The organism is Geodermatophilus sp. SYSU D01045 (genome assembly GCF_054050295.1).
In genome coordinates, this window is record NZ_JBJGZB010000027.1 from 18376 (window position 1) to 34722 (window position 16347).

The 16347-nt window shown below is 77.3% G+C and carries 18 protein-coding genes; 6 read left to right on the forward strand and 12 right to left on the reverse strand.

The window, feature by feature from the left end; translation table 11 throughout:
• Window positions 1-96: 96 nt before the first annotated feature.
• Together ACI798_RS19140 and ACI798_RS19145 are read left to right on the forward strand one after the other, a co-directional pair.
• Entirely contained in the window at window positions 97-441 is a 345-nt protein-coding gene (locus ACI798_RS19140) for an RNA polymerase-binding protein RbpA (RefSeq protein ID WP_456941153.1), read from the forward strand.
• A gap of 177 nt (window positions 442-618) precedes the next feature.
• Complete coding sequence (locus ACI798_RS19145; protein WP_457048672.1) at window positions 619-1173, forward strand: dihydrofolate reductase family protein; 555 nt, start codon at window positions 619-621, stop codon at window positions 1171-1173.
• A gap of 4 nt (window positions 1174-1177) precedes the next feature.
• Here the strand turns inward: ACI798_RS19145 and ACI798_RS19150 are convergent, their stop codons facing one another.
• The 4 genes from ACI798_RS19150 to ACI798_RS19165 all read right to left on the reverse strand — a co-directional run bounded on the left by ACI798_RS19150 (window position 1178) and on the right by ACI798_RS19165 (window position 5856).
• The gene (locus tag ACI798_RS19150; RefSeq protein ID WP_457048673.1) at window positions 1178-1675 is read right to left on the reverse strand and encodes an FxsA family protein; all 498 of its coding nucleotides are present in this window, start codon (window positions 1673-1675) and stop codon (window positions 1178-1180) included.
• A 40-nt stretch (window positions 1676-1715) separates the two neighbouring features.
• A complete protein-coding gene (locus ACI798_RS19155) occupies window positions 1716-2507 on the reverse strand; it encodes a polyprenol monophosphomannose synthase (protein ID WP_456941156.1) in 792 nt (263 codons plus the stop codon).
• Window positions 2504-4135, reverse strand: a complete 1632-nt coding sequence (gene lnt / locus ACI798_RS19160) for an apolipoprotein N-acyltransferase (RefSeq protein WP_457048674.1) — start codon at window positions 4133-4135, stop codon at window positions 2504-2506. The genes ACI798_RS19155 and lnt overlap by 4 nt, the downstream gene beginning before the upstream one ends.
• A gap of 197 nt (window positions 4136-4332) precedes the next feature.
• Window positions 4333-5856: an amidohydrolase gene (locus tag ACI798_RS19165; RefSeq protein WP_457048675.1), complete on the reverse strand. Its 1524-nt coding sequence runs from the start codon at window positions 5854-5856 to the stop codon at window positions 4333-4335.
• Window positions 5857-5939: 83 nt separating this feature from the next.
• On the opposite strand from ACI798_RS19165, the gene ACI798_RS19170 reads away from it, so the two are divergent.
• Window positions 5940-6473, forward strand: a complete 534-nt coding sequence (locus ACI798_RS19170) for a GNAT family N-acetyltransferase (RefSeq protein ID WP_456941159.1) — start codon at window positions 5940-5942, stop codon at window positions 6471-6473.
• Between the two features lie 3 nt (window positions 6474-6476).
• On the opposite strand, the gene ACI798_RS19175 is transcribed toward ACI798_RS19170, so the two are convergent.
• Window positions 6477-7337, reverse strand: coding sequence for a lysophospholipid acyltransferase family protein (locus ACI798_RS19175; RefSeq protein ID WP_456941160.1), 861 nt, complete (start codon window positions 7335-7337; stop codon window positions 6477-6479).
• A 30-nt stretch (window positions 7338-7367) separates the two neighbouring features.
• Complete coding sequence (locus tag ACI798_RS19180; protein WP_456941161.1) at window positions 7368-8507, reverse strand: carboxylate-amine ligase; 1140 nt, start codon at window positions 8505-8507, stop codon at window positions 7368-7370.
• A gap of 112 nt (window positions 8508-8619) precedes the next feature.
• Between ACI798_RS19180 and ACI798_RS19185 the strand changes: the two genes are divergently transcribed.
• Both ACI798_RS19185 and ACI798_RS19190 read left to right on the forward strand, forming a co-directional pair.
• Complete coding sequence (locus ACI798_RS19185) at window positions 8620-9123, forward strand: AMP-binding protein (RefSeq protein ID WP_457048676.1); 504 nt, start codon at window positions 8620-8622, stop codon at window positions 9121-9123.
• Window positions 9124-9417: 294 nt separating this feature from the next.
• Window positions 9418-10272, forward strand: coding sequence for a hypothetical protein (locus tag ACI798_RS19190; RefSeq protein ID WP_457048677.1), 855 nt, complete (start codon window positions 9418-9420; stop codon window positions 10270-10272).
• Between the two features lie 75 nt (window positions 10273-10347).
• On the opposite strand, the gene ACI798_RS19195 is transcribed toward ACI798_RS19190, so the two are convergent.
• From ACI798_RS19195 to ACI798_RS19215, 5 genes are all read right to left on the reverse strand, one after another.
• A complete protein-coding gene (locus ACI798_RS19195) occupies window positions 10348-10644 on the reverse strand; it encodes a DUF1540 domain-containing protein (protein ID WP_456941164.1) in 297 nt (98 codons plus the stop codon).
• Between the two features lie 223 nt (window positions 10645-10867).
• Entirely contained in the window at window positions 10868-11995 is a 1128-nt protein-coding gene (locus ACI798_RS19200) for an Rv2578c family radical SAM protein (protein ID WP_457048678.1), read from the reverse strand.
• A gap of 129 nt (window positions 11996-12124) precedes the next feature.
• Complete coding sequence (locus ACI798_RS19205; protein WP_457048679.1) at window positions 12125-13012, reverse strand: DMT family transporter; 888 nt, start codon at window positions 13010-13012, stop codon at window positions 12125-12127.
• A gap of 15 nt (window positions 13013-13027) precedes the next feature.
• The gene (locus ACI798_RS19210) at window positions 13028-13495 is read right to left on the reverse strand and encodes an Lrp/AsnC family transcriptional regulator (RefSeq protein ID WP_456941167.1); all 468 of its coding nucleotides are present in this window, start codon (window positions 13493-13495) and stop codon (window positions 13028-13030) included.
• Window positions 13470-14609 (reverse strand): M24 family metallopeptidase, encoded by a 1140-nt coding sequence (locus tag ACI798_RS19215; RefSeq protein ID WP_456941168.1) that lies wholly within the window; start codon window positions 14607-14609, stop codon window positions 13470-13472. Before ACI798_RS19215 ends, ACI798_RS19210 begins: the two co-directional genes overlap by 26 nt.
• A gap of 89 nt (window positions 14610-14698) precedes the next feature.
• On the opposite strand from ACI798_RS19215, the gene ACI798_RS19220 reads away from it, so the two are divergent.
• Complete coding sequence (locus tag ACI798_RS19220) at window positions 14699-15673, forward strand: 5'-3' exonuclease (protein WP_456941187.1); 975 nt, start codon at window positions 14699-14701, stop codon at window positions 15671-15673.
• Here ACI798_RS19220 and ACI798_RS19225 read toward each other — a convergent pair.
• Entirely contained in the window at window positions 15649-16293 is a 645-nt protein-coding gene (locus ACI798_RS19225) for a DUF4333 domain-containing protein (RefSeq protein ID WP_456941169.1), read from the reverse strand. The genes ACI798_RS19220 and ACI798_RS19225 overlap by 25 nt on opposite strands.
• Between the last annotated feature and the right edge of the window lie 54 nt (window positions 16294-16347).

A 16347-nucleotide genomic window follows, 5' to 3' on the forward strand; every position in this document is an offset into this window, starting at 1 on the left:
CGCCGTTGGTCCCTTTCGACACCCTCCCGCAGTGGGTACCCCCTGCCGCGACGAGGAGTCCTGACCGACACCACCAGCACGAGAGGACGGTGTGCCATGGGCGAGCGTTCCCTGCGGGGCAGCCGACTGGGCAGCGTGAGCTACGAGACCGAGCGGAACACCGCGCCGATCGAGCGGCAGTACGTCGAGTACAGGTGCCCCTCCGGTCACCAGTTCACCGTCCCCTTCGCGGACGACGCCGAGGTGCCCGACACCTGGGAGTGCAAGTTCGACGGCTCCTCGGCCAAGCTGGTCGGCGGCTCCGAGCCGGCACCCAAGAAGGTCAAGCCGCCGCGGACGCACTGGGACATGCTGCTCGAGCGCCGCTCCGTCGAGGACCTCGAGGAGGTCCTGGCCGAGCGCCTCGAGGTGCTGCGCGGCCGGCGGACCCGCGCCAGCTGAGGAAGGACCCGCCTCCTCACCGCTCGCGAGCTCGCGGCGGGCCCCTGGAGGCGGGCCGTTCCAGGACCGTCGACGGCCCCGGTGGGATCCCCCACCGGGGCCGTTCCGCGTCCGGGGACCGATGAGTTCCCTCCCCTCCCCCGGTCTGCCCCGCAGGACCCGACCGAGGAGGACCCCGTGGCACACCTCATCGCCGGCATGACCGTGTCCCTGGACGGCTACGTCGCCGATCCCGACGGGGACTTCGGCATGCTCTACGCCGACCTCGGCACCCCGGCCGGCGAGGAGTACCTGGCGGCCTCCCAGGCCGAGACCGGCGCGGTGCTCATGGGCCGGCGCACCTACGACGGCGCGCCCGACCCCGACTCCTACGCCGACGACTACGAGTACCAGGTGCCGATCGTCGTCCTGACCTCACGCCCGCCGGCGACCCCGCCGCGGCGCAACGACCGGCTGTGGGTCACCTTCTGCGGCGACCTGCACGAGGCGGTGGCCACCGCCCGCGAGCTGGCCGGCGAGCGGGCGGTCACCGTCGTCGGCGGCGCCGACCTCAACCGCCAGCTGCTCGACGCCGGCCTGGCCGACGAGCTGCGCGTCGACGTCATCCCGGTGCTGCTCGGCGGCGGCCTGCGGCTGTTCGACGGCGTCGCCCCCGGCCGGCTGGAGGCCACCGGCGTCGAGCAGGTGGGCCAGCGCACCGGCCTGCGCTTCCGGCCCCTCCCCCGCGACTGAGCGCTCAGCCGCCGCGGGGCCCGGCGTCGACGACCTGGCCCTCGACGACCTCGCCCTCGATCACCCGGACCCCGCCGTCGGGCCGGGCGTACACCGTCCGCGGCGCCCGGGTGCTGCGCACCCGCACCGGCGCGGACAGCCCCAGCCGCGCGGCCAGCCCCCGGCCCACGGCGGCGCGCACCAGCGGCCGGGTGGGCGGCAGCAGGCACAGCAGGCCGACGACGTCGCCGAGGAACCCCGGCAGCACCATCAGCGCCCCGCCGACGGCGACCAGCCCGGCGTCGGTGGCCGCGGTGCCCGGCGCGCGGTGCTCCCGGGCGCGGGCGCGCAGCTCGTCCAGCGCCCGGGTGCCCTGCCGGGCCAGCAGGACCCAGCCCAGGACGGTGGTGGCCAGCGCGGCCAGCAGCGTCCAGCCCACGCCGATCCACGCCGCGACCAGCGCGAAGACGACGACCTCGGCGAGGGCCCACAGCCCCGCCAGCACCCGTACCCGGTGTCCCACGGCACTCCCCGGCCCGATCTCGCGGGCGGCCCGGGTCCGCCTACCGGACCTCGCTGGACCGCCCGCGCTCGCGGACCCGTCCCGGCACGGGCCGTGGGACCCGGCCCGGCAGGCGGTCGGCCAGCCGGTCCTGCAGGCCCCAGAGGGTGACCCGTGCCAACGCCTCTCCAACGATCGAGGACGTCATCTTGCTCCTGCCGAACTCCCGTTCGCTGAAGGTGATCGGCACCTCCACCACCCGGGCGCCCGCCCGCCAGGCCCGCCAGGCCCAGTCGACCTGGAAGCAGTAGCCCTGGCTGGCCACCTGGTCGAAGGGCAACCGGTCGACCAGCTCCCCGCGGACGGCGCGGAACCCGCCGGTGGCGTCGGCCAGCGGCAGGCGCAGCGCGTGGCGGGTGTAGACGTTGCCCAGCCGGGACAGCAGCAGCCGCCGGCGCGGCCAGTCCTCGACGCTGCCGCCGGGCACGTAGCGGGAGCCCAGCGCGAGGTCGGCGTCGGCGAGGGCGGCCAGCAGCCGCGGCAGCTGCTCGGGGTGGTGCGAGCCGTCGGCGTCCATCTCCACCAGGACGTCGTAGCCGCGCTCCCGGCCCCAGCGGAACCCGGCGACGTAGGCCGGGCCCAGGCCCGCCTTCTCGGTGCGGCGCAGCACGTGCACCCGGTCGTCCCGCGCGGCCAGCTTCTCGGCCAGCTCGCCGGTGCCGTCGGGTGAGCCGTCGTCGACGACCAGCGCGTGCGCGCCGGGGACGGCGGCGTGCAGCCGCTCCACGATCGGCTCGAGGTTCTCCGCCTCGTCGTAGGTCGGGATGACGACCAGCACCCGCACCGCGCTCACCGGGCGCCCCGCTGCCGGCGGCGCAGCGCCGGGGCGGCGACCGCGAGCACCGCGCCGGCGCCCAGCGCGGTCAGCACCCACTCCGGGGCCGCGCCCAGCCGCTCGGCGACCGTGGCGGAGTCGCGCTGGGCGACGTCCTCGACGAACACCGCGGGGGTGAACAGCTCCGAGCGGCGGGCCAGCGACCCGTCGGGCGCCACGACGGCGGAGATGCCGCTGGTGGCCGCGACGACCACGGTGCGACCGAACTCGACCGCGCGCAGCCGGCTGGCGGCCAGCTGCTGCTCGCTCTCGGCGGTGTAGCCGAAGGTGGCGTTGTTGGTCTGGACGACGAGCATCCCGGCGCCGGCCTCCACCGTGTCGGCGACGAGGGAGTCGTAGACCACCTCGAAGCAGATGACGTCGCCCACCGGCGCGCCACCGACGTCGAGGACCCCGACCTCGGTGCCGTGCGTGAAGTCGCGGCGGACCAGGTCGACCTTGTCGCTGAAGAACCGGAAGAACGCCCGCGCCGGCACGTACTCGGCCAGCGGGACGGGGTGGCGCTTGACGTAGGTGTCGCCGGGCCCGGTCTCGGGGTCCCAGACGATGCCGGTGTTGCTCAGGTACCGGCCCGGCCCCTCCACGACCGCGCCGACCAGGATCGGCGCGCCGATCGCCTCGGCGGCACGGCTGATCTGGCGGGCCGCGTCGTCGTTGCGGTAGGGGTCGATGTCGGAGCTGTTCTCCGGCCACACGACCAGGTCCGGCTGCGCCTGGTCGCCGGCCGCGACGGCGGCGGCCAGCCGGACCGTCTGCTGCACGTGGTTGTCCAGCACGGCCCGGCGGCGCGCGTTGAACTCCAGCCCGGCCTCCGGGACGTCGCCCTGGATCACCGCGACGGTCTTGGCGGGCCCGCCCGCGGTGAGCGAGGGGCCGGCCAGCGGTGCCCAGGCCAGCGCGCCGAGCAGCGGGACGGCGAGGACGGCGGCGACCAGGGCGGCCGCGGTGCGCAGCGCCGGCCCGCGGGCGCCTCGGCCGGCACCGCCCGCCCCGGCGGCCCGCCAGGCGCGGGCGAGGGCGAGCAGGGCGGCGGCCAGCAGCGTGCCGGTGAGCGCGACGGCGAAGGACACCAGCGGCACCCCGCCGTAGGCGGCGAGGGAGAGGAAGGCGCCGTCGGTCTGGCTCAGCCCCAGCCGGCCCCAGGGGAAGCCGCCGAGCGGGAGCCGGCCGCGCAGCGCCTCGTCGGCCACCCACAGCGCCGCGGTCCACAGCGGCCACAGCCGCAGGCCGGACACCGCGGCGGTGGCCGCGCCGAGCAGGGCGAGGAACAGGGCCTGCGAGACCGCCAGCGCCAGCCAGGGGAACGCGCCGACGAAGGTGCCGGTCCACGACAGCAGCGGCACGAAGAAGGCCAGCCCGCACACCAGCCCCAGCCACGCGCCCGACCGGGCCCGCTGCCCGCGGACGGCCAGCGCCAGGGCCGCGGGGCCGAGCACCGCCAGCGGGGGCAGCGACCAGCCGGGGAAGGCGAGCAGCATCGCCAGGCCACCCGCGGCGGCGAGCGCGGTGCGCCACGGCAGGCGGCGGGCGCGGCGACGGCCGGCGCGCGCGGGCGTCCCCGCGCCGGTGTCGCGCTCCTCCGTCACGGCTGCTGGCGGCACCCCCGACCTCCCCGCGACGTCCTGCCGCGGGCAGTGCCCGGGCATCCGGCTGCACCCGTCCGCGGCGGACGGCGTGCGGACCACGGCCGTGGTCCACCTCCGAGCATCCCATCCCGCGGCCCGTCCTCCGGGACCCGACGTGCGCGGGGTCCCCCGTCCGGGCCGCCCCCCGGACCGGGTGATTACAGCGACGGCAGCGGCCGGCCCGCGACCACCAGCTGCCGGCAGGCCGGCCGGTCCCGGCGGTCGAGCACCGCCGACAGGCCGGCGTCGGTGGCCCACAGCGCGAGGTCGGCCGGCGCGCCGGGCGCCAGCGGCCCGGCAGCGGTCTCGGCCCGGACGGCGTGCCAGCCGCCATGGGTGGCCGCGTCGAAGGCGTCGAAGGGGCGCAGCCCGGCGCCGGCGGTGCGGTGGTCGACGGCGGCGTGCACGCCGCCCCAGGGGTCCATCGGCGTCACCGGGGCGTCGCTGCCCAGCGCCAGGGCGACCCCGGCGTCGGCGAGGTCGGCGAACGGGTTGCAGCCGGCGGCCCGCTCGGCGCCCAGCCGCTCGGCGTACATGCCGCCCGTCCCGCCCCAGGCGGCGTCGAAGGCGGGCTGGACGCTGGCCACCATCCCCCACGACCGCATCCGCTCGACCGCCGCGGGGCTCGCCATCTCCACGTGCTCGAGCCGGTGCCGGCAGGCCCGCACGGCCGGCACACCGAGCTCGGCCACCACCGTCCCGACCGCGTCCAGCACCTGGTCGACGGCGGCGTCGCCGATGCAGTGGAAGCCGGCCTGGATCCCGGCGGCGGTGCAGGCGCGCACGTGGTCGACCAGGGAGGCGGTGGCGAACCGCAGCGCCCCGGCGGTGCCCGGCCGGTCGGCGTAGGGGGCGTGCAGCGCGGCGGTGTGCGAGCCGAACGCGCCGTCGCAGAACAGGTCCCCGCCGGCGCCGGCCAGGCCCAGCTCGCGCACCAGGTCCAGGCCGCCACGCTCGGCCAGCTCCCCCCAGTAGCCGGTCACCCGCGGCCCGGGCTGCTGCCGGGCCAGGTCCAGCAGGGCGCGCAGGTCCGCGGCGCCGGACACCTCGGGCCCGGCCATCTCGTGCAGGCTGCCGATCCCCAGCCGAGCCGCCTCGGTGAGGGTGGCGGCCTGCGCGGCGGCCCGCTGCGGTGCCGTCACCGCCCCGTAGGCGGCCTGCCGGGCGGCGTGGTGGGCGTCCAGCCGCAGCTGCCCGTCCGGGGAGAACCCGGGCAGGTCGCGGACGCCGGGCACGCGGTCGAGCAGCGCGGTGGAGACGGTCGCGGAGTGCACGTCGACGCGGGCGAGGTAGGCCGGCCGGTCCCCGACGACGGCGTCGAGGTCGGCGCGGGTGAGCCCGCGGCCCTCGGGCCAGCCGGTCTCGTCCCAGCCGGTGCCGAGCAGGATGCCCGGTGGTGCATCGCGCACGGCCTCGGCGACCGCGGCCACCGCCGCGGCGAGGCTCGACCTCGAGTGGAGGTCGAGACCGGTGAGCGCCAGGCCGGTCGCGGTGGCGTGCACGTGCGCGTCCACGAACGCCGGGGTGAGCAGCGCGCCCTCCCCGGCCAGTACCCGGCCGGCCCGCGGCGCGTCGGCGGCCGCGCCGGTCCAGGCGATCCGCCCGTCGACGACGTGCACGGCGCGGCCGGGACGGTCGCCGACGGTCACGTCGGTGAGCAGCAGGTCGGTCGGGGACGTCACGATCCCCGAGCATGACGGCGCGCCCGGGCCGCTGCGGCGCCGGGTCCGCGGGTAGCGCGGGGCGCGCCGGGTAGGCAGTCGCGATGACGGTGCCGGACGGGGAGCTGCGCACCGCCCGGCTGCGGCTGCGCCCGTGGACCACCGGCCCCGACGACCTGGCCCGGCTCACCGACATCTACCGGCGCGAGGAGGTCACCCGCTGGCTGGGCGGGCCCCCGTCGGTGGGCCCGGTGGAACTGGTGGCCCGGTGGGCGGAGATCCGGCGCGCGGACCCGGTGCACGGCTGCTGGGCGGTGGAGGTGCGCGAACCGGAGCCGGTGGTGGCCGGCACGGTGCTGCTCAAGCCGCTCCCTGACGGTGTCGGGGAGGTCGAGGTGGGCTGGCACCTGCACCCGGAGTGCTGGGGCCGGGGCTATGCCACCGAGGCGGCGCGGGCGGTGGTCGACCACGCCTTCGGTGCGGGGGTGCCGGAGGTGTACGCCGTCGTCCGGCCCGGCAACGAGGCCTCGCTGGCCGTGTGCCGGCGCCTGGGCATGCAGCCGCTGGGCCGGCTGCGCCGCTGGTACGACGTCGAGCTGGAGGCGTTCCGGCTGATGGCGCCGGCGGTGGTGGAGTAGCGGTCAGCGGCGGCGGCGGAGGCGGCGGGCCAGCCGCGCGCGGCGCGAGGTCCGGGCCTGGACGCGGTGGCCGGTGGCGTCCTGCAGGTCGCGGGCCGCGGCCTCCTCCAGGGTGGGCGCGGTGCCGCCCAGGTGCGCCGGCACCCACCACAGGTCCTCGGGGCCCGACGGCTGCTGCGGATAGCTGCGCTGGGCCTCGTCGAGCAGCGCCTCCATCGCCAGCCGGGTGCGGGCCAGCAGCGCCGCGGGCTGTTCGTCGGGGAGGGGGACGACCGGCTCGCCGAGCAGCACGGTCACCGCGCGGCCGCGGGTGAGGTCGACGGGGTGCTTCTTGGTGGCCACCCGGTGCCCGCCCCACACCGCGGCCGGGACGATCGGCACGCCGGCGTCGATGGCCATCCGGGCGGCGCCGGCCTTGAGGTCCTTGACGGTGAAGCTCTGGCTGATCGTCGCCTCGGGGAAGACGCCGACGACCTCGCCGTCCTTGAGCGCCCGCACGGCGGCGTCGAACGCGGCCGCGCCGGCCTTGCGGTCGACCGGGATGTGCCGCATGGCGCGCATGAACGGCCCGGCGAACCAGTGCGCGAACACCGAGGCCTTGGCCATGAAGCGGACCAGCCGGTGCCGCGGCAGCGCGGCCAGGCCGAGGAAGGTGAAGTCCAGGTAGCTGACGTGGTTGCTGCAGACCACGGCGCCGCCGGTCGTGGGCACGTGCTCGGAGCCGCGGACGTCGAACTGCAGCCGCAGCAGCCGGAAGACCACCAGCGCGAGCCGCACGATGAACCGGTAGGGGCGGTCCCGGCGGTCGGGGGCCGGTCCGAACAGGTCGCGCCGCACGACGTCGTGCCAGCTCGCGGTGTACATGGCGGGACGATATCCGCCGTCCCTGGCAGCTCACCTCCCGGTCGTGAGCTGCACCGCCGCCCGGACGACGGCGGTCAGGTCGCCGGTGTCGGCGTGCACCCGCCGCTGCAGGTCCGCGCCGGTGCCGCGCTCCAGCACCGCCGCCACGCCGCCGGCCACCCGCTCGTGGTCGCCGGCGGCCTCCAGCGCCGGGCCGACGTGCTCCAGCAGCGCCGCGACCACCTCGGCGGCCGGCGCCGGCACCCCGGTGCGCGGGTGCACCAGGTCGCCGGTGGTGCCCGAGCGCCCGGCCCGCCAGGCGGCCACCCGCAGCAGCTCGCTGCGCACCGGCGGCGCGGGGACGCCCGTGCGCCACTCGCGGGCGGCGGTGTCCACCAGCGCCCGCACCAGGCCGGCGTGGGTGACCGCGTCCTCGACCCGCAGCGCGACGTCGGCGATGCGCACCTCGACCGTGGGCCAGGTCTGCGACAGCCGGGCGTCGAAGTAGACCATCCCGGCGTCGACGATCGTGCGGGTCGCGACCAGGTCGGCGATCACCCGGTGGTAGGTCGCCGGGTCGCCGAACAGCTCGGTGGGGCCCGACGACGGCCAGCGGTTCCACGCCTGGGACCGGAAGCTGGCGTAGCCGGAGTCGGCGCCCAGCCAGAACGGCGAGTTGGCGGTCAGCGCGGTGAGCACCGGCAGCCACACCCGGATCCGGTCGAGGACGGCCACCCCCTCCTCGTCGCCGTCGACCGACACGTGCACGTGGCAGCCGCAGGTGAGCTGGTCGCGGGCGATCAGGCCGAAGGTGTCGGTCATCTCCTCGTAGCGCTCGCCGGGGGTCGTCGCCGGCTCGACGCCGACCGGCGAGGTGGCCAGCGCCGCCACCCGGGTCCCGACGGCGCGGGCGGCGGCGTCGGCGCGGCCGCGCCAGTACCGCAGCTCCCGCTCGACCTGGTCCAGCCCGGTGCACACCCGGGTGCCCAGCTCCACCTGCTGCCGCTTGAGCTCGGGCACCAGGTGCCCCGGGGAGCCGCCGTCGTCCCCGGACCGGTCCCGCTCGTGCTGCTCCGGGGTCTCCCCCTCCCCGCGGCGGGCGGCCACCGCCAGCGCCTCGGGACCGCGCGGCACCGGGGTCCCCGCGGGGTCGACGACCAGCAGCTCCTCCTCGACACCCACCGTGCGCACCGGGACATCGTCGGGGCGGGCGGACGCCGCCGCAGGGCGGGCACCGCCCCCGGCTCGGGCACGATGCCCGCGTGACCGACGTCCGAGACCCCCGCGACCGGCGGGTGGACCGGTGAGCCTGACCGCCTACCTCGACCAGGGCGCCTCCCTCGGCCCGGACGCCCCGTGCCTGACCTGCGGGGACGCCTCGATGAGCTACGGCGAGGTGCAGCGCTTCAGCCGGCGGGTCGCGGGGACGCTGGCCCGCTCCGGCGTCCGGCCCGGCGACCCCGTCGCGGTCCTGTCGGCCAACGACCCGACCGCGTTCGCCGCCGTGTTCGGCATCGCCCGCGCCGGTGCGGTGTGGTGCCCGGTCGACCCGCGCAACGAGGCCGGGGAGAACCGCGAGCTGCTCGACCTGTTCGGCTGCACCGCGCTGCTCTACCAGCGCTCCTTCGCGCCGCTGGTTGCCGCGATCCGCGCGCCTGCCGCGGCTGACCACCCTCGTCTGCCTCGACGGCGACGGGGACGGCGGCGACCCGGCGCTGGCGGACTGGCCGACCTGCCGCGCTCCGGAGTGGGTAAGGTGCTCAAGCGCGACGTCCGGGCGCGGCTGCTGACCGGCGGAGGCGCGTGAGGGCCCTTGCGGCCTCCCCGGCGCGGTGGAGATCCGCGCCCGCCCCGCCTCGACGGCTCCCCCCGGCGGCACCCGGGTCGTCCGCGGCGCGGCGCCCACGGCCGGCGTCGGCGCCGCCCTGGCGGGCCTGCCCCGACCGGGAACTCCTCCGGCGGAGGCGGCAGCAGGCTCCTCGGCGCACCCGACCTGTTCGACCGACCGGCGCCCGGAGACCCCTCTCGTCGTCGTTGTCGCTCTTTGGCGCTTTCCTGAAGAGTTGTATCGCTTGTTGGGGATAACGGGTAAGATGGGGACATGGCCAAGGGCTGGCAGGGACCGCTCCCGGAGATGCCGTCACCGCCCGCGGCCCAGGCCTGGGCCCGGCTGGAGCCCCCGGAGGGCTACGCCGTCCAGTGGCGCCGACTGATCGACGCCGCCCTGGAGCTGGGCCTCGGGCCCGACGAACTGGCCGAGGGCGGGATGGACGACGTGGCGGCGGCCCGCGGCTGGAAGCCCGCCACCGTCACGCTGTACAGCAAGGTCGCCCGGTACGGCGGCGTCCCCCTGCCCGTGCCCCCCACACCGGAGCCCGACCCCCGGACGCTGGACCTGCGGCCGCTCACCGAGGTGCGCGGCGAGCAGCCCGAGCACCTGCGCACGGTCGTGTGGTGCGCGATCGCGCTGCGCTGGCCGGCCCCGGTGGGCACGTTCCGCGACCTGCGCCGCGACCAGGTGCACGCCACCTCCCGGCGCCTGGTGGTCAGCACCGACGACGGCGAGTGGTCGGTGCCCGGGGCGCTGACCGCGTGGCACGCCTGGGAGGCGGTGCGCAACCGCTTCCCCGCGCTGGCCGACAGCCCGTGGCTGCTGCCCGCGCTGCGCCGCGGCCCCGGCTTCGCCTCCCATGTCGGCGGCCGGCTGTCCAGCCAGGCGCTGCAGGTGACCTTCGCCAAGCACGCCGTGCGCACCGCGCTGCACCTGCGCGCCACCACGACCGGCGCGCGCCGGCAGCGGGCCGAGGCGCTGGCCGCCGTCTACGAGACGCTGTCCTACGACTCCTACCGCCGGCTGGCCCTGGCGGCCGGCGCCGAGCCGGTGGCCGCCCGGGGTGCGGTCCGGGCCGAGCGGGCCGCCCGCGCGAACCAGGCGGCGCCCGCACCGCCCGCCTGAGCACCACTCCCCGCGCAGCGCGACGGCCCGGGCGCGTGCGCCCGGGCCGTCGTCGTGGAGAGGTACCTGGTCCCGTCAGGCCGGCGAGTAGGTCATGCAGGTGGCGGTGTCGTGGTCGAAGCCCACCCGGATGCCCTCGGCGCGGCACTCGAGGGCGTCGTTGTGCACGCAGTCGGTCCGCTGGCACGCACCCACCAACGCCTCGGCCCGGGGCAGGCCGCCCCGGACGGTGAGCGGGATGAAGGTGCCGCAGTCGGCACTGCCGTTGTGGCTGCTCACGGTGATCGCGAAGGCGTGGCAGCCGTGGTCGTGGTCGTTGTAGGAGCAGCCGGTGACGGTGCACTCGGCGACGGGGGGCACGACGGCGGTCATCTCTGGTCCTCCGGACTCGGACGGATCGGCTGGCCCCAGTGTGCCGCAGAATGGCGTCGGGTTCGACCCCGGAATGCATTCCGCGTGTCGATCTCCGACCATTCCTGAGGTGAGGCTGACCTGAGAAACCGCAGGTCGACGCCGCGCGCGAAGGCAAGGCTGGCCTTCGTCGCCGCCATTTCGTTGCGGCACCCAATGGTCAGGCAAGCCTTGCCTGAACCGTTCAGAGCAACGCCAGCTGGCCGGGCACGGCGTCGTCCCTCGACCGGCGCGCCCGGGCCGCCCGGCCCCGCGGGGCGGTCTCGTCGCGGGCCGGCGGCAGGCTGCCGGCGGGGAAGGCGGCCTCGTCGTCCCCGGGGACGCCGGAGGGCGCCTCGGCGCCCCGCGCCGCGCCTCCGGAGCGGCCGTCGAGGCGGTGCCGGCGCAGCAGCGGCCTGACCCGCTCGGCCAGCCACGCCCGGTACTCGGCCGGCACGTACGCGCCGCCGCGGTAGAGCTGCCGGTAGCGCCCCACCAGGGCGGGGTGCTCGCGCGCCAGCCAGGCGGAGAACCACTCGCGGGCACCCGGCCGCAGGTGCAGCGGCACCACGGTCACCCCGGTGGCGCCGGCGGCGGCGATGGCGCCCAGGGCGGCGTCGAGGTCGGCGAGGCGGTCGGTGAGGCCCGGCAGCACCGGGGCCAGGAACACCCCGCACGGCAGCCCGGCGTCGGTGACCGCGCGCACCAGGTCCAGCCGGGCGCGCGGCGAGGGCGCGCCGGGCTCCAGGCTCGCGTGCAGGTCGTCGTCCCAGATGGCCACCGAGACGCCGAAGCCCACCGGCACGTCGCGAGCGGCGTCGGCGAGCAGCGGCAGGTCCCGGCGGGCCAGCGTGCCCTTGGTGAGGATGGAGAACGGCGTGCCGGAGTCGGCCAGCGCGCGGATGACGCCGGGCATCAGCCGGTACCGGCCCTCCGCGCGCTGGTAGGGGTCGGTGTTGGTGCCCAGCGCCACGTGCTCGCGCTTCCAGGACGGCCGGGCGAGCTCCCGGCGCAGCACCTCGACGAGGTTGGTCTTGACGACGATCTGGGTGTCGAAGTCACGGCCGGCGTCCAGGTCCAGCCACTCGTGCGTCGCGCGGGCGAAGCAGTACACGCACTGGTGGAGGCAGCCCCGGTACGGGTTGATCGTGTACCGGAACGGCACCCGCGAGCCCTCGGGCACCGCGTTGAGGGCCGACCGGCACAGCACCTCGTGCATCGTCACACCCGGGAACTCGGACACCTCCACGCTGCGCAGCAGCCCGCGCAGGCTCGGCATGCCCGGCAGCAGCGACTCGTCCTCGGCGTCGAGGCGCCGGGCGTCCCACCTCATGAGCCGATGCGAACACGTGTTCGAGGCGTTGTCCAGTCGCACCGCCGTCGTGGCTGTCCCCTCCCCCGGGATGAAGACCCCGGCGATGGTGAGGGGAAGTTAGGGATAACGGTCGAGTGGTGACCATGGTCAACCGCCGACGGCAGGCGCCGCCTGCCGCGGCGGCCGGCCGCTGCTCCGGGTGAGCAGGACGACCCCGGCGACGGCGACCAGCGCGGCCGGGCCCCACACCGCCGCGTGCCCGGGCTCGAGGTGCTCGCCCAGCAGCAGCCGGGCCGAGGGCACCGCGGTCAGCGGGTCGAACACCACGAGCGCCGGCAGTGACCAGGAGAGCGACCCGCGGCCGTAGGCCTGCTGCGCGCCGACCGTGGACGCCACCGAGGCCACCACGGCGCCCCACGGCTCGGGCCGGGCGAGCGCGCCGGCCACCCCGTCGGCCGAGAGCACGGCGAGCCCGGCCGAGACCAGCACCGCCGCCACCCCGGCGGCCAGGCCCCCGGTGACCCCGCAGGCCAGCGCCGCGCCGCTGCCGCCGCCCAGCCGGGCGGTGAGCGCGACCGCCAGCACCACCAGCACGACGGCGACCACCGCCGCTGCGGCCGGCGGCGGGGCCCCGGACCCCCGGCCCGGGCGGGCGGCCACCACGAAGACGACGAGCCCGCCCACGGTGAGCGCGGCCCCGGCCCACTCGGTCCGGGACGGCGGGTGCCCGGTGCGGGCGGCGCGCACCGCCAGCGCCGCCACCAGCGCGCCGGCCAGCAGCGGCTGCACGATCGCCACCGGCGCCAGCGCCAGCGCGGCCACCTGCGCGGCGGTGCCGCTGGTGGTGGCCGCCTGGCCGGTCAGCCAGGTGCGCTGGCGGACCATCGCCCGCATCCGCAGCCGCCCGCCGGCCGTGGCGCGGACCGCGGCCTCGTGCTGCAGCACCGAGCCCAGCCCGAACAGCCCGGCCGCGAGCAGCGCGAGCAGCGTGCCGGGCAGGTGGTCCCCCACCCCGCGGGCCAGGGAGTCGGGCACGCCGGTCCTCCGGGCTCAGACGGGGGGACGGTCCTCGTAGAAGGTGGACAGCACGACGGTGGTGCGGGTGCTGACGTTCGCCGTCGTGCGGATCTCGCGCAGCAGGGCCTCCAGCGCCTCGGGCGAGGCCACCCGCACCTTGAGCAGGTAGCTCTCGATGCCCGCGACCGAGTAGCAGGCCTCGATCGCGTCGAGGTGGGTGAGCTTGGCCGGGGCGTCGTCGGCCTGGGCCTGGTCCAGCGGGGTGATCGAGACGAACGCGGTCAGCCCGAGGCCCACCTGCCGCGCGTCGATCCGCGCCCGGTACCCGGTGATCAGCCCGCGCTGCTCGAGCCGGCGCACCCGCTGGTGCACCGCCGACACCGACAGCCCCACCCGCTCGGCGAGCTCGGTGTAGCTGGCCCGCCCGTCCCGCACCAGGGCGGCCAGCAGCGCCCGGTCGACGTCGGAGGGCGGCTCAGCCGGGGAGGACGACGAGCTCACGGGTGCCCTCGTTGAGCGTGCGGACGCCGTCGTCGGTGCAGACCACGATGTCCTCGATCCGGGCGCCGCAGCGCCCGGCCAGGTAGATGCCCGGCTCCACGGAGAACGCCATCCCCGCCTCCAGCGGCAGGTCGTTGCCCGCGACGATGTAGGGCGCCTCGTGGGTGTCCAGGCCGATGCCGTGCCCGGTGCGGTGGATGAAGTGCCCGCCCCACCCGGCGGCGGTGATCCGGTCGCGGGCGACGGCGTCGACCTGCTCGGCGGTCACCCCGGGCCGGACGGCAGCGACGGCGGCCTCCTGCGCCTCCTGGAGGACCGCGTACCACTCGGCCACCTCGGCGTCGGGCTCCCCGCCGACGGCGTAGGTGCGGGTGCAGTCCGACCGGTAGCCGGTGGCGGTCTCCCCGCCGATGTCGACGACGACCAGGTCCCCGGCCTGCACCACCCGGTCGGAGAGCTCGTGGTGCGGGCTGGCGCCGTTGGGGCCGGAGCCGACGATGGTGAAGTCCACGCCCACGTGCCCCTCGGCGAGGATCGCCGCCGAGATGTCGGCGCCGACCTCGGCCTCGGTGCGCCCGACCCGCAGCCACTCCCCCATCCGGGCGTGCACCCGGTCGATGGCCGCGCCGGCGCGGGCGAGCTCCTCCACCTCGGCCGGGGTCTTGACCATCCGCAGCCGGTCGAGGACCGGGGTGGCCAGCTCCAGCACCGAGCCGGGCAGCGCCCGGTGCACGCCGAGGGCGTGCTCGGCCCAGGTGCGCGCCCCCACCGCGACCCGCGTGGGGGCGGCGCCCAGCCGGGCGGTCACCTCCCGGGCGAGGACGGCGAACGGGTCGTCGGTCTCGTCCCAGGCGTGCAGGTCCAGGCCGAGCGCGCCGGCCGGGCCGGCGTCGACCATCGGCGCCTCCAGCCGCGGGACGACCAGCAGCGGCTCCCCGCGGCGCGGGACCACCAGCGCGGTCAGCCGCTCCATCGCGTGGGCGTGGTAGCCGGACAGGTAGCGCAGGTCCGAGCCCGGGGTGAGGACCAGGACGTCGACGCCGAGCTCCGCGGCGACGGCGCGCGCGGCGTGCACGCGGTCGATGCTGACGAGGGCCCCCGCGCTGCTTGCCACGCCCGGACACTAGCCCCGCGCCCCGGCCGGGCCCGCGCCGGTTTCCCCGGCCCGTCGTCCGCGGCGGCTACGGTCCGCCCGTGACCACGATGCTGCTCGACGCCGCGAGCCTCTACTTCCGGGCCTTCTACGGCGTCCCGACCAGCGTGACCGCCCCCGACGGCCGCCCGGTCAACGCCGTCCGCGGCTTCCTGGACATGACCGCCCGGCTGCTCACCGCCCACCGCCCCACCCGGCTGGTCGCCTGCTGGGACGACGACTGGCGCCCGGCGTTCCGGGTGGAGGCGCTGCCGTCGTACAAGGCGCACCGGCTCTCGCCCGACGGCGGGGAGGAGACGCCCGACGAGCTCTCGCCGCAGGTGCCCGTGCTGGTGGACGTGCTGGCCGCGGCGGGCATCGCCCGGGTCGGCGCGCCGGGCTACGAGGCCGACGACGTCATCGGCACGCTGGCCACCCGGGCGCGCGGGCCGGTCGACGTCGTCACCGGCGACCGGGACCTGTTCCAGCTCGTCGACGACGCCCGCGGCGTCCGGGTGCTGTACACCGCGCGCGGCATCGCCGACATCGAGGTGGTCGACGAGGCGGCGGTGGCCGCGAAGTACGGCATCCCCGGGCGGGCCTACGCCGACTTCGCGGTGCTGCGCGGGGACCCCAGCGACGGCCTGCCCGGCGTGGCCGGCATCGGCGCGAAGACGGCGGCGGCGCTGGTCACCGAGTTCGGCGACCTGGCCGGCATCCGCGCCGCCGCGGCCGGCACCGCGGTGCCGAGGGCGCCGCTGACCGCCGCGGTGCTCAGGAAGCTGCACGCCGGCGGGGAGTACCTGGACGCCGCGCCGGTGGTGGTGGCCGTGGCCCGCGACGTCGACCTGCCGCCGGTGGAGGGGGCGCTGCCCGCCCGGCCGGCCGACGCCGCGGCGCTGGCCGCGCTGGCCGACGCGCACGGGCTGCGGTCCTCGCTCGGGCGGCTGGGCGCCGCCCTGGGCTGGCCGGCCGACGCGCTCGACCGAGGCGCCGGCCGGCCCGGGTCAGCGCCCCCCGGTCAGGAGGCGACCTCCCAGGTGTAGGCGGCGGCGGCGGCGTCGGTGATGGCGACCTGCAGGGTCACGTCCTCGCCGTCGTCGGTGGTGCCGGTGCACTCGTAGGTGGCGCCGTCCTCCACCGTCATCTCGTCGTCGCAGGAGACGTCGATCGCGACGCCGAAGGTCTCCTCGAACTGCTGGGCGATGTCGCTCTCGGCCTGCGCGCGGTCGAGCACCTCGGTGCGCAGCACGAGGGGCAGGACGATCGCCGCGGCGATCACGACGACGGCGAGCGCGACCAGCCCGACGACCAGCCCGGTCCGCGACTTCTTCGGCTGCTGGCCCGGCTGGCCGTAGCCGGGCTGCCCGTAGGCCCCGGGCTGGCCGTACTGCCCCGGCTGCTGCCCGTACTGCCCCGGCTGCCCGAAACCGCCGGGCTGCTGGCCCGGCTGGCCGTAGCCGGGCTGCCCGTAGCCCGCGGGCTGGCCGTACTGGCCCGGCTGCTGCCCGTACTGCCCCGGCTGGGCGGCGGGCTGCCCGTACTGCCCACCCGGCTGGCCGTACTGCCCCGGCTGCCCGTACGGGCCCGGCTGCCCCGGCTGCTGGCCGTACTGCCCCGGCTGCCCGTACTGCCCCGGCTGGCCACCCTGCGGTGGGTTGGTCATCGTCGCTCCCGTCCGGTGCGGCCCCGCGGGGGCCGGATCGTGTTCCCGCGCTCC